Genomic DNA, 23,391 nt, shown 5'->3' with positions numbered 1-23,391 from the left:
ATTACCACTATACATACTGTAGAAATATACATATTAAGGCTGGGGAGGTTTTGAGGTGATTTTAACACTTTTTGACCGGAATCGGGTATTCGATCTCGTGTTGCCTGAACGAGTCACAGGAAGATACATACTGAAAACGGAAGACCAGGAGCACAATCCGGTCGATATGCTGGCGGTGGAAGCGGAAGACGGCCAGTGGTACCTGAAGTCCAATAAGCATGCATTCATCAAGAATACCGCCAACGAAATACAATCCAAGGTCCTCATCGAACCATTCAAAACCTATAGTATTCACCGCAACGATGATCAATCCGCGTTAGTCTATGTCGAGCCGCAAACGGCGGACCGCAATGAATTCACTAAACATATCGCAACTACCAATGTCATTAAAATCGGACGTTCCCAGGACAGCCAGATTTGTTTTTCAAACAAATTGGTCTCCGGTTCGCACTGCGTCATCGAATACAGCAGCAACGGCGATGCTGTGATCAAGGACTTCAACAGTTCAAACGGCACATATGTCAATGGCGAAAGAATCAAGGAAAAGCCGCTGGCTGTTGGCGATGTCATTTTCATCATGGGCCTTAAAATCATCTTCAACGGCCGCCTGTTGTCGCTGAACAATCCACATAAATCAGTATTCCTTGACCGGAACGCGTTCAATTCCTTCATTGCTGAAAAGCCGGTAGTAGAAAAAGAAATCAACCTCGATGAAATACATATTGAAGAAGAAAATGATCAGTTGTTTTACCGTTCGCCGCGCTTCAAGCGTGATATAGAGGAAACGACCATTAAAATCGATCCGCCTCCATCACAGCAGAATCCTGATGAAACGCCGTTGATGCTCTTGCTGGGTCCGTCTATCACAATGGGGATGGCTTCCCTGTTTACCGGTCTCCTGGTCTTGCAAAACGTAATGAGTACTGATGGGGATATCATGCGGGCGATGCCGACGTTGGTGATGTCAATCAGCATGATGGTCGGGACCGTACTCTGGCCGATTTTAACAAAACGATACGAGAAAAAGCGCCGCATCAAGCTTGAAGGCATCCGCCAGGAAAAGTATCTGAATTACCTTGCAGAAATGAAGCAGGTGATTGCGGATGAGTGCAAGCACCAGAGCGAGATCCTGTTCGAAAACCATGTCACGCTGGAAAACTGCCTGACAAGGATCAAGCGCCGCCAGCGCAATCTGTGGGAGCGCGGAATCGGGCAAAATGACTTTTTAAAAGTGCGCCTTGGGATTGGCGATTTGCCGCTGAATGCAGAAATCAAATATCCGGAAAAACGCTTCATGCTTGAGGATGACAATCTTCAGGATGAGCTGTATCAGATTGTGGAGAAGCCGCAGATTTTAACAGACGTTCCGGTCACGGTCGACCTGACGGAAGAACGGATCAGCGGGATCATCGGCAGAAGGGAAGAAGTGAAAAGCTTCGTCCAGGGGCTGATTTTCCAGCTGACAGCATTACATAGCTATGACGAACTGAAACTGGTGTTCATTTACGATGAACATGAGCATGATACATGGAATTTCGTGAAGTGGCTGCCGCATGTCTGGGATGACGGCAAGACGATCCGTTTCGTCGCCACTGATTCGAATGAAATCAAGGAGCTTTCGGCTTACTTTGAAAAAGAAATCAGTGCGCGCCAGGCGCTTGATGAGGAAGATCTTGCGGAGCTCGACAAGCATTATATCGTGTTCTCGATGAGCAAGAGCCTCGCTTCAAAGGCCGAGATGATCAATCTTGTTTTACAAGAAAAGAAGAATATCAAAATCAGCCTGGTCACACTTTATGATGAACTGAAAAACCTGCCAAAGGAATGCACAAATGTCATCGAGCTCGACAAGAGTTTTTCGAAAATCTATGACAAGGACGATATTTCTGGGAAATATGTCGGTTTCAATGCTGACAGCTATCTGGAGGCGGATGCTGAAGAGCTGGCAGTAAAATTGGCCAATATCCAGCTGAATACCTCACAGAAGGCTTATACCCTCCCGGATATGCTGACATTCCTGGAAATGTTTGGCGTTGGCAAAATAGAGCACCTCAATGCGCTGACAAAATGGAAGGAAAACAATCCGGTCCATACGATTCAAACGCAAATCGGTGTCGATACACAGGGCGACCCGTTCATGATCGACCTGCATGAAAAATACCACGGACCGCACGGCCTGATTGCCGGGATGACCGGTTCCGGTAAAAGTGAATTCATCATGACGTTCATTTTATCGCTTGCGGTCAATTACCATCCTGATGAAGTCGCGTTCATCCTGATCGACTATAAGGGCGGCGGCATGGCGAACGCATTCGAGGACCTGCCTCACCTGGCAGGTACCATCACCAACCTTGATGGAGCTGCTGTCAACAGGTCACTCATTTCAATCCAGAGTGAACTGAAGCGCCGCCAGGCCATTTTTAGCGAAACGAGTCGGGTTGTTGACCAGAGCAATATCGATATCTATAAATATCAGAAACTATACCGCGAAGGCATGGTAACAGAGCCGCTGCAGCATTTGTTCATCATTTCCGATGAATTTGCCGAGCTGAAGGCCCAGCAGCCTGAATTCATGGAGCAGCTTGTCAGTGCGGCGCGCATCGGCCGAAGCCTTGGCGTCCACCTGATCCTTGCGACACAGAAGCCATCGGGTGTCGTCGATGACCAGATTTGGAGCAACAGTAGATTCCGTATCTCATTGAAGGTGCAGGAAAAAGCGGATAGTATGGAAGTCATCAAACGTCCAGACGCCGCGGAGCTGAAGCAGACCGGACGTTTCTACCTCCAGGTCGGCTTCAATGAATTGTTCGAGCTCGGGCAATCTGCATGGGCAGGTGCACCGTACTATCCGTCCGACAGAGTCGAAAAGCATAAGGATGACAGTGTCGTCGTCATCGATGACCTCGGCCGCGTCATCAAGAATGCCCGTATCGATAAGCGCAAGTCGACTGTGAAGAATCCGCCGAAGCAAATCGATGAGATTACCGAATACCTGGCGAAAATGGCGCAGCAGGAGAACATCAAAGTCCGCCAGCTGTGGCTAGAGCCGATTCCTGAACTCATTTACGTTGATAAGCTGAAGAAGAAATATGGTGTCGTCCAGCAAGGTTTCCATCTGAATCCGATCATCGGCGAATACGATGATCCGGCAAACCAGAGGCAGCTGGTCATGAAGATGCCGATCACGGAGGAAGGAAATGCCGTCATTTACGGAATCGCCGGCAGCGGCAAGACGACCTTCCTGACGACGATGCTCTACTCCTTGATGGAAGAGCATACGCCGAACGAAGTGAATTTTTACCTGCTTGACTTCGGTTCTGAGACACTGGTCTGGTTCCGCGAAGCACCGCATGTCGGCGATGTCATGCTGTCGCATGAAAGCGAGAAGATCTACAATCTGTTCAAGATGCTGACCGGCGAGATTGAACGGAGGAAAAAGCTGCTTTCGAATTACGGCGGCGATTTTACCACCTACAACGAGATGTCGGGTGAGAGTCTGCCATCGATTGTAGTGGCGATCCACAATTACGCAGCGTTCTCCGAGATGTTCGAGGAGCTCGAGGAAGGGATTTCGTTCCTGACGCGCGAGGGCCTGAAGTATGGCATTTACTTCATCGTCACCGCGATCAATACGGGGGCGATACGCTACAGGCTGCTGCAGAACTTCAAGCAGATGTATGTGCTCCAGCTGAATGACCAGAGTGAATACTCGGGCGTACTGGGCAATACAGACGGAGTCTACCCATCCAAAGCGAAGGGACGCGGGATTTTCAAGAGTGATTCAACCTATGAATTCCAGACGGCCCATATCACAAGCGATATAGACAATATGTACACCTTCATCACGGACTACTGCAAGGAACTGCGCGAAACCTGGACGCAGCCAGCCGCAAAGCGCGTCCCAATTTTGCCGGAAAAAGTGGATGTGAACTATCTGCGTGATGAAGCAAAAAATATGACCAGCAACAAAGTACCGGTAGGGATCGAGAAAAACTCGCTGAAGACAGCATACTTCGATTTCCTTGGCAATTATATAAATGTCGTCACTGCTTCGCAAAACGACCAGTGCTCAAACTTCATGCAGGGTGCCGCTGAAATTTTCACCGCTTCAGAAGGCAGGGAGCTGATCGTCATCGACCCTAACGAGCACTTTGCGGCGGGCCGCACGCAGGATTACAAGTATATCGCTGAGCCAGCTGAACTCGAAGACACGATCGTCTACCTGTTCAACACGCTCGTCCACCGCAACAATACGACGAAGGATGCGATCGAAGCAGGCGAACAGCCGCCGGTATTCGGCAACATCACCTGCATCATCGATTCCTTCAACGATCTGATGATGTATCTGTCGCCGGATGGCCAGGATAAGCTCAAGGTCTTCCTTGAAAAAGGCAATGGCCTGAATGTGAACCTGATCATCTCAGACAGTGCCGATAAACTGAGCTCGATTTCATTCGAAGCCTGGTTCAAACAGCATGTATCGCTAAGCGATTTCATCTGGGCAGGCAATGGCATCACCGACCAGTACATCATGAAGCTCGGCAAGGTGACAAACGATATGTACCAGGAAATCCCGCCAGGCTTCGGCTATGTCGTGACAAAAGGAAAAGCAACACTCGTGAAGCTGTTAACCTCAGTAGAAAGCATGCAAGAGGAGGTAGCTTACCATGGATAAGGTGCTCGTTGAGGTCTTCATCCCGGCTTCGGAAAAATCATACGACGTCTTCCTGCCGCCAGAGAGCAAACTGCACGAAGTCGTCTACCTGCTCGCCGGCACCATGACCGAACTATCACAAGGATACTTCTCAGCAACACACGACACCATCCTCTGCGACCGCAAGACCGGCACCATCCTGAACATCAACCAGACTGTCGAAGAACACGGGTTGATGAACGGGGCAAAGTTGATGCTGATTTAGGTGCGACAAAGGGACGGTTCTTGTGTCTCGGAAAGTGCGACGTCTGACAGAATGTGAACATATGACCTTGGGGGCGGTTTTCATAAACCGGACCTCCCTTTTTAAATGGAAGGTGTGGAGAACTTGAAGAAGTGGATCATGCTGACTGCGGTGATTTTATTCGCAGTAATGGGAGGTGCGGGGTGTATGAGTTCGGAGAGTAAGGTTATGGAGCATCTAGAAGAGAAATACAATGAAAAATTTGAGGTTGAAAGCACAAAAGAAGGCAGTGTTATCTTTCCTGAAATGTATGGAAAAGACAAAGTGATGGCTCATCCAAAAGGAAAGCCTGAGTTTGTTTTCCTTGCAGGTGAAAGTAGAAATGAAGATGGGGTATACTATGACACCTATATTTTATCAGTATGGTCAAACCAGCTTGACCAGCTTTATAAGGATAAGGTGAACCAGGCGTTCAATGAAGATGTTCAATTCAAGACAATGCTGTTTGTGGAAGAAGAGAAATACACTGCAGAAAAGAAAGATTCATCTGTCACTGATTTTTTACAAACAGAAGACAATGGTGCTTTGTTTACTTTAAATATTGCAGTGAAGACTGACGGAGAACCGGAAGTGGAGAAATATTTGGAGCCGGTATATCAATTGCTGAACGAGCTAAAAGAATCTAATGCGAAATATTACGGAGTGACTGTCGGCTTTGTAAATCGTTCTGAAAATGTATCTGACTATATGAGGACATCTAATGTGAACAATATTGACTGGTCAAATCTTGATGCTAAAGTGTACGGAACTATTATGGTTGATGATTCAATGGATATTAGCAGCCCTGAACAGATCAAAGAATATTATCAACCGCAAGAGGGGTGATGTTATGTCCCTTGATCAATTAACTGATGAAGAGAAATGCGACAAAGGGACGGTTCTCGTGTCTCGGAAAGTGCGACGTGGAGACGATGTACGGTCCACAGAATTTGAACATATGACCTTGGGGGCGGTTTTTCATAAACCTGACCGCTCCTGTTTTAAAAATGGAAGGTGTGGAGAACTTGAAGAAATGGATTATGCTGGCTGCGGCAATTCTATTCGTGATTATGGGAGGTGCGGGGTGTATGAGTTCGGAGAGTAAGGTAATTGAGCATTTAGAAGAGAAGTATGGTGAAAAGTTTGAAATTGAAAGTATAAAAGAAGGCAGTGTCATTTTTCCGGAAATGTACGGGAAAGACAAGGTTATAGCACATCCCGATGGGAAATCAGAATTAGTTTTTCTTGCCGGCGAGAGCAGGAGTAAAGACGATGTGTACTACGATACGTATCCTCTCTCCAAGTGGTCGGCTGAGCTTGATAAAAAGTATAAAGACAAAATTTTGGAGCAATTTGGAAAAGGAATCGAGTATAAGGCTATCGTCTCGGCTGAAAGAGACACATACGATTCAATCAACGAAAATATTTCTTTTGATGAGTTCATGAAAAATGGAATTGATAATGTTGATGTCACTATTGATATTGCTGTCAAAACAGCAGGTGAACCAAATGTTGAAGAATATTATGAACCCATATATAACGTATTGAACATGTTGAAAGAAGAAAACACAGAGTACTATGGTGTTGCGGTGGGATTTGTAGATGAGTCTGAAAACATTTCTGATTATATCAGGACGGCCAATGTAAACAACCTTCCATGGTCAAATCTTGATGCTAAAGTATATGGAGCAATTCTGGTAGATAATCTGCGAGAAATAAATTCGCCTCAAGACATAGCTGATTATTACGAAAATTTTGAGGAGTGATCAGGATTGTCTATCGACAAATTAACCGAAGAAGAAAAAAACATATTGTTGATGCTATCTTATTATGATTTGCCGCCAAAAAAACTTCCTGAAAATTTGACCATTAAGCAAGTATGGGACCTAGCTAAAAGAAATGCAGATCCAGATGAAGCAAGTTATATAGAAATCAATGCTTTTATAAATGGAAACAAATTAGACACCTCAAACTTAAACAATATTTCCTTGAAGGGTTATCAAAACTATAATCCTAATGAAGGTAATAATGTGAAAGGTGAATCAAACTCTGGCTTTGTAGGATATGCATTTGAAGATAATGAAGGCAATGCCACAGCAGTATTCAGGGGTAGTGAACCGATGGGGGATATGGGTCACTTAAGGACTGACTGGACATCCAACTTTGATGCTTCAATGGGAGTGGAAATCAAGCAACAGAAAGAAGCAGATGAATTTTATCAAAAATATCTTGGAGATGCATCGGGTGAAAGGCTGTTGCTTGGCCATTCCAAGGGTGGCAATTTGGCGGATTACGTTTTTATCAACAACCTTGATGATAACACCAAGGCATACGTAATAAATGCTGCTCCACTATATTGGTGGTCTCTATCCAAGAAGGAACAAGAGGCGTTGATGGGAGACCGGAATGAATTCATCGTCTATGCGTATGATCCTGTCTCGCAGCTTGGGAAGGTACCGTATGTCGATAAAACGATTGGTATTAAGGAAGATTATGATATTAAAAAACCATTCTATCCTCATTCATTGACGAGCAGTGCTGGATTCGATGAGAATGGCAATTTCAAAGTCTATGAGAATGGTCAATCTTTTGGCAGGTCTGTCCTAAACAATATGATCTTTGAAGACATCTTCCGTGAGCTTTCTAACTCCACTCCAATAAGAGCTTATAAGGCGGCTTACGTAGTCGCTAATGCTGCGGTAGCTGTTATGCATTACACAGCCAAGGCGATGACAGCAGCCGCCCATTTAATCCGGGAACAGACGGTGAAGCTTGTCGTCGGACTGGCAAAAGCCAAGAAGGAATTCGAGGAAAAGGTAAATTCTTTCTTTGCCGAGCTTATATCGAAGGCAGCCGTTAAGATCGGCAATTTTATAGACGGCCTTAACGGAAACAACTTCCCAATCGAACCCTATATAAAAGTAGACATCCCAAGGCTGTTCTACTACGCCAACCGTCTCCGTTCGGTCCAAAGGCGGATCGCGCAGCTCAATGACATGATTGATGATCTTTACTGGGAAGCGGGATTGGCCGGACTGGATAATGTCCTTGCTGCCGATATCAGCACGTCGTTCGACTTCAGGATTCCGGAAAGCATCAATTACTTAAACCGTACGGCAGAGCTTTTACAAAGGAATGAATCCTATCTCGCCGGAAAAGCCGGTTCGATCAGGGGGTAAACAATGGATGCAAAAGTGAGAAGCAAGATTAACAGGATTGCCAACGAAGCGAACGCGATTGCCAGGGAGCTTGATGAAATTGCAAATGGCGTAGGGCATGAATTCAAGGGAATCGGCTCGGTAAAAGCGGCCTCGGGCTTGCGCCGCTCCGCGGAAAAGTACCGCTACGTAAGCTACAAGTTAAGAAGAATATGACTCTATCAGACTTGAAAGGAGGTGAAAAATGATGGCAAGATCAATCACTGTTGAACCAGCGAGGCTTGAAACGACTGCTAACAAGATTGACCAGCAGGCAGCTGACTATGAAAGAAACTACAAAGCTCTTTTCAGTGAAGTTGAAGCGATGGCTGCAGCGTGGCAAGGTGCCGACAACCAGGCATACACTGCACAGATCAAAGGCTTCATGGACGACTTCCAAAAGATGACTCAGTTGATGAGACAATACTCTGAGTTCCTGAAGATGAGTGCGAAAACATACCGCGACACTCAATCTGAAGTCATTAACCAGGCTAAGAGATTGAGCAACTAATCCATAACATAACCCAGGAGGTGAAATACATTGGCAGGAGATGGAATCAAAATCTCGCTCGGCGAGGTTAGCAAAACGGCGGGCCAGATTCGCACGCTGAACCAGCAATTATCAACTAGGTTGGAAGAAATCAAGAAGGACATGAACGCACTTTCGTCATCATGGAACTCTGATGCGTCCAACACAATCCGCGGCAACTTCAACTCACTCGCACCACGATTTGAAGAATATCGCCAGGTCGTCGACAGCTACGCCAAATTCTTGGATAACACTGTCACAAACTACAACACCGCAGAAACAGCAATCAACAACAACGCCAGCTCTTTCAAGTAATCACTTATTACAGAGGGTAGGGGGCAAGCGGCATGTGCAGTTTGCCCTTCTGTAAAATGTACCCTTTCAGCGAGTGGATTTTTGCAACGGGGATTATCCGTCACTCAACGGGGATTATCCAGCATCCAACGGGGATTATTCACTTGCCGATGGATTATAAAAATACGCTGGTTACTGCTAACCCTAGATAAACTATGATCACCGGTAAAAAAAGCTATGTAACCGTTAAATAAGCTTCTCTAACCGTTAAATAAATTGCGCCAACCGTTAAATTAATTTCTCTAACCGTTAAATAGGCTGGATAAACGTTAAATTAGAGTGCGCTAAATGTAATTAATTTAGATAAATCCAGAAAACGAGCCCTTTTCGGAAAGAAAATCATACATAAATTCAAAATTGGAGTCGAAGTGCGATGATCAAACAGGTGGAATTTAAACTGGAAAGCTACGGAATCTCGAAATTCCTTTATTTTCATGCTGACAGCAAGGCGGATATTGATGGCGGCCAGGTGGAGCTGCTGAGAGCGAGCCGGGTTCCGGGGATCCTGCCGTGCCATGCGATTTTAGAGGGAGAGAACTGCTTTGTTCGCTATGACATGATTTCCGATAACACGCTTGAAATGCTGAAATCCGCGCCTGCGACGAAGGACCGGCTGTACAACAGCTTCCTCAACATTGCCGAAACACTGGTGGATGCTCAAGCAAGCGGCCTGGATATCGCGAATTTCGTGCTCAGCCAGCGTGACATCTTTATTGATAATTTTTCAAACAGATTAGTTTTTATCTACCTCCCAGTAAAAAATAATATTTTTGAAAAGGGATCACTTAAAGAGTTCCTGCAGGAATTACTGCTGTCGGCCCCTTATGACGAAAATGATGATGCCGTGTTTTTCATCAAACTCCATAATTTTTTGGTAGAGACAGAAGAAATCGCGCCGGAACTACTACTGGAAAAGATGAACGAGCTGGCCGGGGATGAAACGCTCGTCCGCCAACCGTACAAAATGCCGAAAAAACCGAAGCAGGAAGCGGCACCACAAGCAGCAACACAAGACCAAGAACCACTGCCGGAATCATCAGAGCTTGAAATCCCGGCCATAAATCCGAACTTCTACAGCCCGGGCAGTGAAGTTCATACGATGAAAACGAGCGTCGACAATGGCGTGCTCACCTCCGAATACACAAGCCAGAAAAAGGATGTAAAAACAGGGCGCAAGCTTGAAATCGAGGAAGAGGTCAATTACAAGCGCATCACGAGGGCTGAACTTGGTGACAACAATTCCTTGTTAAAAGAAGCTTCGGCACTCGGCGGCGGGACATCAATCAACATCCAGCCGGCGATTACCAGCAGTGAATCCGAAGACGCGGGCACGACAGTACTCGGTGTCATGGCAGATGAGGATGAGGGAACAACAACCCTTGGTCATACGACCCGCAGGCCATTTTTACTGGCGGTCTCAAAGAATGAAAAAATCACGATTGCCAAGGACTTTTTCAAAATCGGCCGCGATCCGATGAGGGCGGACTTTGCCTCTGAAAATAAAGTGATCGGCCGGGTGCATGCCCATGTGGTCGTATCGAACGGTGAATACTTTCTGGAAGACAATCACTCTACCAACGGCAGTTTTGTGAATGGCGTGAAGGTCTCGCCTAAGGAAAAAGTCAAAATCAAGCATGAAGACAAAATCAAGCTCGCGAACGAGGAATTCATCTTCAGGCTTTATTGATGGATAGGAGGAACCAGGATGGCATTTCAAGTGGCCTACCATACCGACATAGGAATCAAGAAGAAAACGAACCAGGATGGCCTGTTGCTGAAAACAGCGAAGACACCTGAAGGGGAGATCGGCATGTTCATCATCTGCGATGGCATGGGCGGATTATCCCACGGGGAGCTTGCAAGTGCGACGGTAATCAGGGGCATGTCCGACTGGTTCGACAACGATCTGCCAGAGCTGCTGGAGAATGGCATCGCTGAAAATGATCTTCCCGGCAAGCTTGAGGAACGGGTCCGCGAGTTGAACACCAAGATCCTTGAATATGGCGAGGCTTCGAACATCAAGCTCGGAACAACGATCACCGCGTTGCTCATCCTTCAAAAGCAGTATTACATTTTACAGATCGGGGACAGCAGGGCTTACAGCATCACCGATCACCTGGTAAAACTGACCGAGGACCAGACGCTCGTCGAACGCGAGCTGCAGCGCGGCAATATCACCGCGGAACAGGCAAGGATCGACCCGCGGCGGAATGTACTGCTCCAGTGCGTGGGCGCAACCAAGGATATCAACATCGTCATCACTTCAGGCGAAATAGAAAGCGGAAGCATGTTCATGCTCTGCACCGACGGATTTTACCATGAAATCTCAGATGAAGAAATGCTCACAAACCTGAACCCGCAGCATTTTACCAGTGAAAAAACAATGAAAGAAACGCTCGTTCAACTCGTCGAGCTCGCAAAAGAACGCCAGGAAGCGGACAATATCTCGATTCTTTTGGCAAAAAAGGAAGCATAGCGAGACAGGGGGACGGTTCTCACGTCGCAATAATAGGAATTTACTGGAACCACCCCCGTGTTTCTGGGAGGAATGACTTTGATACAAATTGGCACGATTATCGATGACAGATATGAAATATTGAAGGAAATCGGGCGCGGCGGGATGAGCGTCGTCTACCTGGCGATGGACAACCGGCTCAACAAGTCGCTCGTCGTCAAGGATATCCGCAAGCGCAGCAACAGCAATAACGAGCTGTTGATTAACAGTCTGGTCGTCGAAGCGAACATGCTGAAGAAGCTCGACCATGGTTCGCTGCCGAAAATCTATGACATCATCGAGTCCGAAGGCGACATTTATGTGGTGATGGACTATATCGAGGGCGAGTCGTTGAAGGAAAGGCTGACGCGTGACGGCAAAATTCCCGCAAAAGAGGTAATCGAGTGGGCGAAGCAGCTGAGCGATGTGCTCGGATACCTGCACACCCGCAAGCCTTATCCGATCATCTACCGTGACATGAAGCCGGACAATGTCATGCTCACGCCCGAGGGGAAAATCAAGCTGATTGACTTCGGGATTGCGCGGGAATTCAAAACCGAGAATCTCTCTGACACTACGAATCTCGGAACGAAGGGGTATGCGGCTCCTGAACAAATTTCCGGCAGGCAGACCGACGCGAAAACGGATATTTACAGCCTGGGAATCACACTCTACCATCTCGTCACCGGGAAAAACCTGAGCGAGCCGCCATTTGAAATCAGGCCGATTCGCGAGTGGGATCCGTCGCTTCCGGAAGGTCTCGAGCATATCATCAAAAAATGTACCCAGGCCGAGCCGGAGAAACGCTACCAGAACTGCGAGGAGCTGAGCTATGACCTCGAGCACATCAACAGGCTGACGAAGGGCTACAAAAACATGCTGATCAAGAAGCTGGCGATGTTCCTCGTCCCGGCCGTGCTGTTTCTCGGGTTCTCAACGACTTCCGCGCTAGGGTACAAAGGCATGAAAAATGAGCAGTTCCAGGATTATATGAATCTCGTCAATCAGGCGAGTATCGCGCTGATGGACGGGGAGCAGACCGAGGCGATCAAGCTGCTCGAGAGCGCAACCCGCGTCGACAAGGGGCGCCCGGAGGCTTACATCAATCTGCTTGATTTATATATTAATAGAAACCAGACAGACGAAGGACTCGCCAAGCTGGAATCATACATACAGGATGAATACGGGGGAGTCCACAAGAATAATGATGTCCTTTTCAAAATGGGCATGACCTATTTCGATGTGAAAAGGGATTACAATAATGCGCTGAAATACTTCCAGCAGGTTGATGAAAAAGAACGGCCGGATGTGAAATATTATAAATCTCTGGCAACGACCATGGGCAGCCTGAACGTCGACTATACGAAATTCGCCGGCGACCTTCAGGAGTTCCATGAGTACAATGACGGGCTGGCGAACGACAGCAAGAAAATTGATAACTACAATTCTCTTGCCAATATCTATATATCTTACAAAAGCCAGATTCCGGATGCGAATACCCAGGCGATCGAGATCGTCCAGAAGGCGAAGGAAATCCTGGCGAAGCTTGAAAACGAACAGCTCCAATTCAAATACGAAATGGAGTTTGAACAGAAGCTGGCCCAGGCGTACTACAGCCGCGGCGTCAATTCCGAGGACAAAGCGACTGCGCGCGGCGATTTTGAACAGGCGATCGAGCATTATAACAATCTGCTCGATATGAATGTTGCCGACCAGGAAGATGTCTATGTCAAAATTGGCGTCATTTATCAGGAGATGGGCGAATTCTCCCGGGCAGTCGAGCACTTCCGAAACACGGCACTGAAAAAATTCCCTGACAGCATCGACGCACATGTAAAATTCGGGAACCTGCTCCTCGACATTGAACAAAACAAAGAGGAAGGCAAGCGAAACTACGCCGAGGCGAAAAAAGTCTATGAAAAAGCAGGCAGCCTGCCAGGCGCCAAAGACGACGAAGGATACAAAAAACTCACCCGGCGCATGGAAAACTTGAATATTCTCTAGGGGAGTAATGGGATGGTCCCCAGTAAAAAGGGCTCTTCCCAAGAAAGGCAGTTGAAAGAGAATGGCATACCAGATCATGTTTTACGGCGGTATGGCAGGGGCGGCGATTGCGCTGGTGATTGCCATCACAGTCTATATAAAACTCAATATTGCCCAGGTGATTACGGACCTTACAGGCTGGAATTGGCCAGGTGCGGGGAGAAAAGCCCGGAAAACAACCAGCAAACAGACCGACACAACCACGAAGCCGACAACAAAGGAAATCCATGTCCGCAAGAATGTCGAGAAGGAAGTGGCAGCTGGTGAATATGTCGAGCCAACGGAGAAGATGGCGAGCGGGCAAATGAATTCGACCGCACTTTTGAGCCAAGAGAGTTTCAAACAGACTGCTCTTCTGAAGCAAGAGGAGCTTGACCCGACCGCGCTGCTTACGCCGGATGGACTCGAGCCGACGGCACTGCTCACGTCAGATGGACATGAAGCACCAGGACTTCTGGCCGCAACCCCCAAACGGGAACCAGTAGCAGCCACAGTATCAGCCGGAAGGGATCATTCAGATTCACCAACCGAGACGACCATTCTGTCCGATTGGAATGAAACCACCGTCCTGACAGCAGACCCGGACGAAACGACATTGCTGGATGAAACAACACTTTTAGACGACATCGATGAAACCACCTTGCTGACAGAGGAGGAACCACGTTTTCAGAAACAAGTGGATATCATGGTTGTCCACTCCAATACTATTATTTAAAGGAGAATGAGAAATGCTCGAACCAAGGAAAAAGAAAAGGCGGCCTAATAAGTGGGCAATTGTTATTCCCGTCGTCTTGGTGATGATATCCTCAATTTTAATTTTAAATGGAAAAGTTCTGTCAGAGCAGACTGATCCGAAAAGGTATATCTCTTTCGATGATCCTGATCTTCAATGGGAAATGGAATCCCAGCCATCTAAGGAAATATGGACTAACAAAGATAACATTTCCTTTGTTGTTAACTTGGAAGACGATTATGGAAGAATTGAGAATAAAGCTGAAGTAAATCCAGACGTTGATAAGCCCATTTCGGTTTCAGCAACACAAGGAGAAACCACGATTAATAACGTAACGGTTACCCCACAAGGAACAGGTGAAGCTTTTGAGGGAGTATACAATGTTTCCATACCAGTGGCAGCTGATGGCGCGGTTAAGATAGATGTTAATGTAGCGGCTTTGGAAAAATGGAGTAACCCGGCTTCTGCTGGATCCTTTATCGTTAATCGTGACACTACCAATCCAACAGCAGAGTTGAATAGCTCAAACGGCCTCGTTAACGATGATTTTTATACGAAAGATGTCACATTAACTGCAGTGGTCAACGAAGCAAACGTGGCACCTGACACAATAAAGATTTCCAAGAAAAAGAATGATGAAGCAGTGGAAATTTTCACGACAGAGGCTGCAAAGGATGGAAGGTATACAAAAAATCTTCTATTTAAAGAAAACGGCAATTATGAAGTAACCATCGAAGCAACAGACAAAGCAGGCAACAATGTTTCAGAAACCTTCCATTTGACTGTATCGAAACCGGGTAACGAACCGGTAGTATCGGTGTTCAACATGACTGATGGAGGAAATGCCATCAAGGATTATGCCATAGCGCAGCGAATTGGCGTCAAAGTTGACAGTGAAATTCTGATTGGTGAAGCAAGCCTTGTCATAGAGAAAAATGATGAAAAGGTTCTTGAGCAGCCAATGGTGCCGAAGAAAAGGACGACAGAAAGATTTGAATATGATCTCCCACTAAATGATAAAGGAAGTCTGGATGGTAACTATAAGATCAGCGTAACGGTAAAAGATCATCACAATAAGGGGATTCTCCATGACCCTGTCACATATTCATTCGTTGTCGACAATACAAAACCGAAATTCAATTACAATGTAGAGAATAATAAAGCTTATAGCTTGCAAAAGAATGAGAAGATGGATGTTGAGATCGAACTGGATGAAGCCAATATACAATCATCCAATATAGCGGTGACATTGCAGTATGCCAACGGAGATGAAAAGGACGTTTCGTCAAGTTCTAAAAATGGAAAAACCACTTTCGCAGCGTCAGAAGAAGGTGAATATACCATTCAGGCGACAGCCACCGACAAAGCTGGCAATGAAGTGAATGAAACCACCAAGTTTAAAATCGATAAAGAATCCGGCCCTGTCATTTTGATGAAAGCAGGAAGCCTTGAGAATGAACAACTTGATGGCAAGTATTTCAATAAGGATACTCAAATCGATTTTTACGTCACAGATTTAACTTTAACTGATAAGACCCTGATTATAAAAAAAGGGGAAGACACACTAGAGCATGATTCATTTAAACAATACTTGTTCACTGCACACACAAAACATATTTTCAAAGATGACGGCCAATACAGCGTTGAAGTGACAGCAAATGATTTTTTCAATAACCAGAACTCAAAAGGTCCATTCATTTTTACCATGGACCAAAAACCTCCAAGTCTTGAAATCCAGGGTTTAAATGAAAGTGAAGATTACGGAGGAAAGCAGGATTTCACCATCAAAGTGACGGATGAGAACTTTGACTTCGATCACACTAAGATAACACTCCTGCGTGATGGCCAAGAGCTAAAGAAAGAAGAAAAACCAGTAATTGAAAAAATAAAAGAAGAAAATGTTGAGGGTTTGCTTTATAAGTACAGTTTAGAAATTGACGGAAACTATGAAATCACATTCGATATCCTGGATAAAGCCGAAAACAGGCCGGTGAATGACTCACCCATTCAATTCACGGTAGACCAGGCCAATCCGAAGTTAATTGTGGAGGAAAGGCTAAAACAGAATGAGCATTATTATGAATTGAAGGATTTGACTTTCACAATTCAAGACTTGACCTTAGATCTGAAAAAATCCTTTATTAAAGTCACTAAAGAAGATGGATCAGTCATCATATTAAATGACTGGAAAAAAGGAAAGGACAAGAATTATTTCCAGGTAATGGATTTTGTGGAGGATGGAGACTATCAACTAGAATTTGAAGGCTATGATAAAAAGGGGAATAGTGAAACAATCGAACCATTACATTTTACGATAGATAGTGACGCTCCTGAAATCCATTTTACTGACGAAAGCATTGCAGAAGATGATACTGTAAAAGGCGGAAACATAATCAACGTAAAGATTGATGAACATAATCATGCTTTCATGAATGTAGATGTCTATTACACAGTGAATGGAGGAAAAGAAAAGAAACTTAAATGGACTGACAGCGGTGAAAGTTCCGTGAATTCCTACCCGTTCATTGGTGATGGTCATTATGTATTTACTGTGGTAGCTACAGACAAAGCAGATAACCGTTCAACTTTATCAAGGACTTTCACTATAGATGACACTCCACCGGAAATTGAAATTACGGATACTTCTCGGAAGTACTACAGTAACAAGGGTCGAGAGATCAAAATCAAAGTGGATGAACTTAACTTTGTGAAAAATAAAGTGAACATCGATTTAAAAGTGAATGAGAAACCAGTTGAATTCAAAGGTGATTGGAACAGAGAGGGAATTAGAAGTTTTATTGTAGATGAATTTGATGCTGATGGTGATTATGAAATCAAAGTTACAGCAGAAGACAAAGCCGGCAATCCAGCGAAAACAGAGACACATAAGTTCACAATTGACACGACAAAACCTCAAGTGGAATTAGAGACAGAAATCGAGAATGGTCTCAACTATAAGAAAAACATGCTGGTCAATATGAAAGTTGAAGACTGGAATATTGATTTATCAAACACCGATTTAGAGGTTAAGAAAGATGGTAAAATTTATAATGTAGGTAAATTGAAATTACTCGCTGATTCAAAAACAAAGGCTTTTAACAGCTACACATTCTTTGAAGAAGGTAAATATGTAATCAATCTGAAGTCGACAGATAAAGCTGGTAATACACAGAAAGAGGAACAGCTTTCATTCATCATCGACAAAACCAGCCCAGTCGTAAAAATCGATGGTGCAGAGAACAACTCATTCAATCCGGAAAACAAAAATGTCACGATCTCGATTGATGAACTGAATTTTGAAACGAACAATGTCAGCGTGAGCGCGACGATAGATGGAGCTGCATTCCCGATCGGTACTTGGAAGAACAGCGGGAAACTTTCGAAGCTGGGCTACAATTTTACCAGGGATGGCCTATACACGATCCTCGCTACTGCAGAGGATAAAGCCGGTAACGGTCCAATCACTGAAAAAAGGACCTTTACGATCGACAAGACAAAGCCTGAAATCGAGATTACAGGTGTGGAGAATAACGCCTATTACAATGTTGATAAACCTGTTAACGCTACAATCAAAGACGTAAACCTGGATATCAATAAAATCACTGTGACAAGAAATGGTGCGAGATATAATGCTGGCGGTTTCTCTGTAAATGGAAATCTTGCTTCCTTCCGACACAATTTCAGTGGAGAAGGTGACTACAACATCCTGGTTGAAGCAACCGACAAAGCGGGCAACAGCTTCAGCAAAACAATGACGTTCACGATCGACAAGACGAAGCCTGTCATCACCCCTAAATTCAAAGGGCAGAATCGTGTCATTAAGGATGGCGAGTATATCAATGAAGTGTTCACACCACAGTTTGCCCTGGATGAAGCGGAGGATATGATTGTTTCTGCGACTCTGAACAATGGTGCAAACCTTGGTAAAAACATTCCTGTTGCTGCAAGGGAAATGAAATACATTTACAAAGTTCTCGCTCGCGACAAAGCAGGCAATGAATCAACACTGGAAATCAGCTTCACGCTGGATACAACAAAGCCAGCGCTGAATATTTCTGGTGTACTCGATGGCTTTTTCAATAAAGACATCGCGCCGAAAGTGACATATTCAGATATCCATTTGGATAGTAGCAAGACATCCGTTACCTTGAACGGCAAGCCATTCGAAAACGGAACAAAGCTTGAATACGAACAGGATTATATTTTAAAAGCGGTTATAACAGACTTGGCGAAAAACGTTTCATCACGGACAATTGTCTTCACAATCGATAAAACAAAACCGGTCATCAAGTTCAAAGAGCCGATTTCCAACAAGTATTTCAATACTGACCTGCTGCCACAACTGTTGATCGAGGATATGAACTCCTATGACATCATCGCGATGATGCTTGACGGCAAGCCGTATGAAGCGGGAGACCCGATCAAGGAAGAAGGTAAGCACGTCATGTTCTTCGAGGTAAAGGATAAGGCAGGCAACATCCAGCAGCTGAGCGTCGAATTCATCATCGACAAAACCGCGCCAAAGGTAGTCTATGAAGGTGTGAAACATAAAGGGAAATACTATGAACCAGTGGACATCGCAATTCGCCTTGATAACCCGAATGACAAGATAAAATCAGTCATGATCAACGGTGAAATGTTCGACGGCGATGTAATTGAAGAAAATGGCTTCAAGGTCATCAAGACCAAATTGGGTGAAATCAAACCATACGCGATTAAAGTAACTGCGTCAGATGAGGCAGGCAACGAAAAAACTACGGTCATCTCATTCGAAATCGTCGAAAAAGGCGCGTTAGTGAAGTTTTATGAAAATAAACCTTTGCTAGGCGGGACGGTTGCAGGCTTGGTGGGATTAATCGGAGCAGCAGCGACTATGATGGTGAGAAGACGTAAGTTGAAAGTTGAAGAAGAATAAAGTAGAAAGAGAATCCAAAGGGCAGACTTCGCTCTTTGGATTCTGCTTTAATAATATGGCAAGGATGTGATTGGTTTGAAATCTGGATTCCAGGCCGAACGGAACGAAATCATCGCCGAATTAAATAGAATCACCAGGGAATTAGAATTGGCAGCGGAAGACCTGAGGAAATGTAAGGGGATTGGTGCAGAGCAATGCTCATCGAAACTGCATCAGCTGTCTGGAAAATATCAAAGAATCAAACACAAACTATATCAAGTTTAAATCTGGGAGTGGGACGATGAGAAAAATGCAAAAGGTGGTGCTTATATTCATGGGCATATTTTCAATGATTCTCGCATCAGCATGCGGTGATCAGGACAAAGAAGCAGTTGAAAAAATCGAGAAATCTCTAAAAGAGAAGTACGAAGAAGAGTTCACGGTAGAAAAAATAGGCGGCGGCTATGGGACCGTGACAACAAACACCCTCAAGGCCATTGTCTCACCTAAATCAGCGCCTGAGAAAGACTTCGATGTGGAGATTACGAAGGATTTGGATAAGGTTTGGGATCGATATATGAACGTTGTTATGTCCGAAAAGATGGATTTTAAAGCATCTGAAATGGCTAAATCGACTTTTGGCGAATCAGTTTGGGTGAAAACCAATATAAGCTCAGACGGATTGTCTTTCCCGAATGCTGAATTGAATAATCAAAAAATGGATGTAAAAGAGTATCTGAAATTGCAGTCGGATATTTCCGCCTTAATTGATGTTTTTGTGAAATCAGACGGGAAGATCGAAATGGAAAATGAAGCAAAAAAACTCGAACTATTTGCAGATGAACTTATTGCCTTTGGTACTAAGAGTGCCAACATAAGCGTTTATTATGTAGATGAAACAGTATTTGGAAATGTTGAAAGTGAATACGATGCACAGGAAGAGCGTGTTTTCAAACATTTCTCTGAAGAGGGGCGCAGCTATTACACCACATGGATGGAGATTGAAAACTCACAAAAGAATCAGTCTATTGATGAAATAGTAAAAAACTTTTCAGATAATCAAGTTGAATAAAGGCTGGTGGGCATATGACTTCGAATATGACAGAATCTGATCATAAGCTGCTTGCTGACATTGTATATTTGGATTTAACTCCTAAACTTCAAAAAAAATATGATCAAGGTAATTTAACCATTGGAGAAATGGCAGACCATTATCAAAAATCATTAGGAGACCTGGAGGACTATCGTGATATGTTTCGCTCTGGAGCGGAATTTGATCAATTTAAACAAACTATAACAAATCTTTCTGAGCCTTCATCAAAATATCATAGCTGGAAAATCAATCATATTGTAAATAACAATGATTCTACAGGATTTGTAGCCTACACCTTCGAACCAAAGGAAGGTGAAGCAGTAATCGCCTTCCGTGGCAGTGAAGCAATGGATGACCCACGGCATTTAAATACCGACTGGGATAATAATGGAACAACGCTCTATAAGGTTGAAACGGTTCAACAAGCTGAAGCCATCGAATACCTTAATACAGTCGGAGAAAAATACGACAATATTTCTGTTACAGGTCATTCATTGGGCGGCAATAACTCACTGGCCGGGTCTTTGTTAGCCAACGGAGAAATAAGAGATAAAATCTGGGCTGTACGGACCTTTAATGCTCCAGGCTTCAATAGAGAATTTTTAAATGCAAACAATCAGAGAATCGCGGAGATGAACCCGAGAATCTCCGAGTTTCAAAACGAAGACGATCTTGTAAGTTCTATTATGTTCAACCCTACAGACCCCATAATTATAGAGACCAACATGAAAACTTCTGATTGGAGGGGCAGGCTCCTGGATCCTTTATTAAAGCTGACAGACAGTCATTCACTACGCCATATGCCCGCCGATGAAAATGGCAGCTTAATCAGGAAGGAATACCAGCTGAAAAATCCTACTAATCTCTTTGTAGCCAATCTTACACAAGGTTTGCAGATGCTCCCGAATTCGCTTTTGGGTGGATTAGTGGATACAACTTTCGCCTTTTTAAATGGCCGTGTAAACCTGGACGGATTAATGAAGGGTGCACTATTACTAACTGCCATTTCGCCAGCAGCTACCCTAACTGTTGGTATTGTTACCATTAAAACAATCGTAACAGCAGCTGCGGTTATCTTACTTGTTACGGCAGCCATGACATTGAAAGACTATGCGTTTATGGCAGTAGAGCAATTCAGTCAAAAGGTATATGAGAAAGTCACTAATTATTTGGGAAAAGTTTTTGTGCAAATGGTGGTTGGAGGCGTTAAGCTGGCCATTTCCCTTAATGAATTTAAAGAAATGGTCAAGGAACAGGTGAATGCCTTTTTAGCAAAAGCCGTAATGTCCTTGGCGAAGTGGTGGAAATCTATTAGCGGTGGGGCGAGGGAAGTCATTGAAGTGAACACCGGTCAATTAAGAGCCGTCGCTTCTAGACTCTCAAGGGTCCAGCAAAGAATAGACCGTGTCGACAGCAGGCTCAACTCTTTGAGGAAAATGGCCCAATTGGATGATAAAATTTCAATCGCCATGATAGATTTCAGAGTAGGATATGATAATGAGCTGAGAAATGTCATTCATTACTTAAATTTTACTGCTTCAAAAATAGATGACTTAGAAAGAACGTTATCATTTAAAGCAAGAGGGATTTAAGAACTCTCTCTTGCTTTAAATGTATATCAATCCCCACTATCCCCGCTGTCACCATCCCCATCATCTGCATCATTTCCTTCCTCGCCGATGCTGTCGGGTGCTGAGGAGGGATTGCTGATATCGGGTGCTTCGCCACGCTGTGCGGATTGGCGCAAATTTTTAATGACTGTATAGGAAAGAAATAAAATAACGACGACTGCTGCAGTTAATAAGCCCATGTCATTCCTCCGTTCTTCATTCATTTTCTCTATTTTACCATTTTACAAAAAAACCGCGAATTTTTGCTAATATGACAAATTTCCACAAAACCTCCCAATTTTATTAACAGTTAGTTACTTCTTTATTACAAATGTGATAAAATAAACAATTAGGGTAGAATATGTTCGCAGATTGCGGCAACGTCTGATTATACTCGGACATTGTGGTCTATTTTTACATAGATGAAGGTTTTCGACAGCTGAGATCACGAGGATAAAGTGAGCCGCAGCCAGCGCATTTTTCAAGGAGGAAAAAAGAATGTTTGCTAGGGATATCGGGATTGACCTTGGTACTGCCAATGTGTTGATCCATGTTAAGGGCCGTGGAATTGTCTTGAATGAACCGTCTGTTGTGGCGATTGATAAGAATACGAATAAGGTTTTGGCTGTCGGGGAAGAGGCGCGCAAAATGGTTGGGCGTACACCTGGCAATATCGTAGCGATCCGCCCGCTGAAGGATGGCGTCATCGCGGATTTCGATGTAACGGAATCCATGCTAAAGCATTTCATCAATAAATTGAATGTAAAAGGGTTCTTGTCGAAGCCTCGCATCCTGATTTGCTGCCCGACGAACATCACAAGCGTCGAGCAAAAGGCGATCAAGGAAGCAGCTGAAAAAAGCGGCGGCAAGAAGATTTATCTTGAAGAAGAGCCAAAGGTTGCGGCAATTGGCGCAGGCATGGACATCTTCCAGCCAAGCGGGAATATGGTTGTTGACATTGGCGGCGGAACAACGGATGTTGCCGTTCTTTCAATGGGCGACATCGTTACTTCCCAGTCAATCAAAATGGCCGGTGACAAATTCGACGCTGAAATCTTAAGTTACATCAAACGTGAATATAAGCTGTTGATCGGTGAGCGAACAGCTGAAAATATCAAGATCCAAATCGGGACAGTCTTCCCAGGCGGCCGCAATGAAGAAATGGAAATACGCGGACGTGACATGGTTTCCGGCCTTCCACGTACAATTTCAGTGCGTTCCGAAGAAATTGAAAAGGCATTGAGGGAATCAGTTGCTGTCATCGTTCAAGCGGCAAAAACCGTTCTGGAAAAGACTCCGCCTGAATTGTCTGCTGACATCATTGACCGTGGCGTCATCCTGACTGGCGGCGGCGCATTGCTTCACGGCATCGACCAGCTGATGCAGGAAGAGTTGAGAGTACCTGTACTCGTAGCTGATAACCCAATGGATTGTGTTGCAATCGGTACGGGCATCATGCTTGATAATATTGACAAAATTGCGGGGCGCCGCAGAATCGTTTAAAACA

18 protein-coding genes are annotated in these 23,391 nt (G+C 44.7%); 17 read left to right on the top strand and 1 reads right to left on the bottom strand.

Features of this window, described 5'->3' with window-relative positions:
• Window positions 1-55: 55 nt before the first annotated feature.
• The 16 genes from essC (at window position 56) to ACNAZ4_RS07475 (ending at window position 21,866) form a co-directional block, all read left to right on the top strand.
• The gene (gene essC, locus ACNAZ4_RS07550; protein ID WP_415813617.1) at window positions 56-4,675 is read left to right on the top strand and encodes a type VII secretion protein EssC; all 4,620 of its coding nucleotides are present in this window, start codon (window positions 56-58) and stop codon (window positions 4,673-4,675) included.
• Window positions 4,668-4,919 (top strand): methyltransferase, encoded by a 252-nt coding sequence (locus ACNAZ4_RS07545; RefSeq protein ID WP_415813616.1) that lies wholly within the window; start codon window positions 4,668-4,670, stop codon window positions 4,917-4,919. The genes essC and ACNAZ4_RS07545 overlap by 8 nt, the downstream gene beginning before the upstream one ends.
• A 123-nt stretch (window positions 4,920-5,042) precedes the next feature.
• Complete coding sequence (locus ACNAZ4_RS07540; RefSeq protein ID WP_415813615.1) at window positions 5,043-5,783, top strand: hypothetical protein; 741 nt, start codon at window positions 5,043-5,045, stop codon at window positions 5,781-5,783.
• Window positions 5,784-5,962: 179 nt separating this feature from the next.
• Window positions 5,963-6,703, top strand: coding sequence for a hypothetical protein (locus ACNAZ4_RS07535; RefSeq protein WP_415813614.1), 741 nt, complete (start codon window positions 5,963-5,965; stop codon window positions 6,701-6,703).
• A 6-nt stretch (window positions 6,704-6,709) separates the two neighbouring features.
• Complete coding sequence (locus ACNAZ4_RS07530; protein WP_415813613.1) at window positions 6,710-8,116, top strand: Mbeg1-like protein; 1,407 nt, start codon at window positions 6,710-6,712, stop codon at window positions 8,114-8,116.
• 3 nt (window positions 8,117-8,119) lie between these two features.
• Entirely contained in the window at window positions 8,120-8,311 is a 192-nt protein-coding gene (locus tag ACNAZ4_RS07525; RefSeq protein WP_415813612.1) for a hypothetical protein, read from the top strand.
• A 28-nt stretch (window positions 8,312-8,339) separates the two neighbouring features.
• Window positions 8,340-8,645, top strand: a complete 306-nt coding sequence (locus ACNAZ4_RS07520; protein ID WP_415813611.1) for a WXG100 family type VII secretion target — start codon at window positions 8,340-8,342, stop codon at window positions 8,643-8,645.
• Window positions 8,646-8,675: 30 nt separating this feature from the next.
• Window positions 8,676-8,978 (top strand): pore-forming ESAT-6 family protein, encoded by a 303-nt coding sequence (locus ACNAZ4_RS07515; protein ID WP_415813610.1) that lies wholly within the window; start codon window positions 8,676-8,678, stop codon window positions 8,976-8,978.
• A 412-nt stretch (window positions 8,979-9,390) separates the two neighbouring features.
• Window positions 9,391-10,704 carry an FHA domain-containing protein gene (locus ACNAZ4_RS07510; protein ID WP_415813609.1) on the top strand — a complete coding sequence of 438 codons (1,314 nt, stop codon included), beginning with the start codon at window positions 9,391-9,393 and terminating at the stop codon, window positions 10,702-10,704.
• Window positions 10,705-10,722: 18 nt separating this feature from the next.
• Complete coding sequence (locus tag ACNAZ4_RS07505; RefSeq protein ID WP_415813608.1) at window positions 10,723-11,493, top strand: PP2C family protein-serine/threonine phosphatase; 771 nt, start codon at window positions 10,723-10,725, stop codon at window positions 11,491-11,493.
• A 72-nt stretch (window positions 11,494-11,565) separates the two neighbouring features.
• On the top strand, window positions 11,566-13,515 hold the full coding sequence (locus tag ACNAZ4_RS07500) for a protein kinase domain-containing protein (RefSeq protein WP_415813606.1): 1,950 nt from the start codon (window positions 11,566-11,568) through the stop codon (window positions 13,513-13,515).
• Window positions 13,516-13,576: 61 nt separating this feature from the next.
• Window positions 13,577-14,269, top strand: coding sequence for a hypothetical protein (locus ACNAZ4_RS07495; protein ID WP_415813605.1), 693 nt, complete (start codon window positions 13,577-13,579; stop codon window positions 14,267-14,269).
• Window positions 14,270-14,282: 13 nt separating this feature from the next.
• The gene (locus ACNAZ4_RS07490) at window positions 14,283-19,202 is read left to right on the top strand and encodes an Ig-like domain-containing protein (RefSeq protein ID WP_415813604.1); all 4,920 of its coding nucleotides are present in this window, start codon (window positions 14,283-14,285) and stop codon (window positions 19,200-19,202) included.
• A 75-nt stretch (window positions 19,203-19,277) separates the two neighbouring features.
• Entirely contained in the window at window positions 19,278-19,466 is a 189-nt protein-coding gene (locus ACNAZ4_RS07485; protein ID WP_415813603.1) for a hypothetical protein, read from the top strand.
• Window positions 19,467-19,482: 16 nt separating this feature from the next.
• Window positions 19,483-20,253, top strand: coding sequence for a hypothetical protein (locus ACNAZ4_RS07480; RefSeq protein WP_415813602.1), 771 nt, complete (start codon window positions 19,483-19,485; stop codon window positions 20,251-20,253).
• 14 nt (window positions 20,254-20,267) lie between these two features.
• Complete coding sequence (locus tag ACNAZ4_RS07475) at window positions 20,268-21,866, top strand: Mbeg1-like protein (RefSeq protein ID WP_415813601.1); 1,599 nt, start codon at window positions 20,268-20,270, stop codon at window positions 21,864-21,866.
• 26 nt (window positions 21,867-21,892) lie between these two features.
• On the opposite strand, the gene ACNAZ4_RS07470 is transcribed toward ACNAZ4_RS07475, so the two are convergent.
• Window positions 21,893-22,084 carry a hypothetical protein gene (locus ACNAZ4_RS07470; protein ID WP_415813600.1) on the bottom strand — a complete coding sequence of 64 codons (192 nt, stop codon included), beginning with the start codon at window positions 22,082-22,084 and terminating at the stop codon, window positions 21,893-21,895.
• A 298-nt stretch (window positions 22,085-22,382) separates the two neighbouring features.
• On the opposite strand from ACNAZ4_RS07470, the gene mreB reads away from it, so the two are divergent.
• Entirely contained in the window at window positions 22,383-23,387 is a 1,005-nt protein-coding gene (gene mreB / locus ACNAZ4_RS07465; protein ID WP_415813599.1) for a rod shape-determining protein, read from the top strand.
• The last annotated feature ends 4 nt before the right edge of the window (window positions 23,388-23,391 follow it).

Source organism: Mesobacillus thioparans (assembly GCF_965138835.1).
Classification (GTDB): Bacteria; Bacillota; Bacilli; order Bacillales; family Cytobacillaceae; genus Mesobacillus; species Mesobacillus thioparans.
Note: the sequence above shows the minus strand (reverse complement) of the source record. Positions and strands in the feature narration are given on the sequence as shown.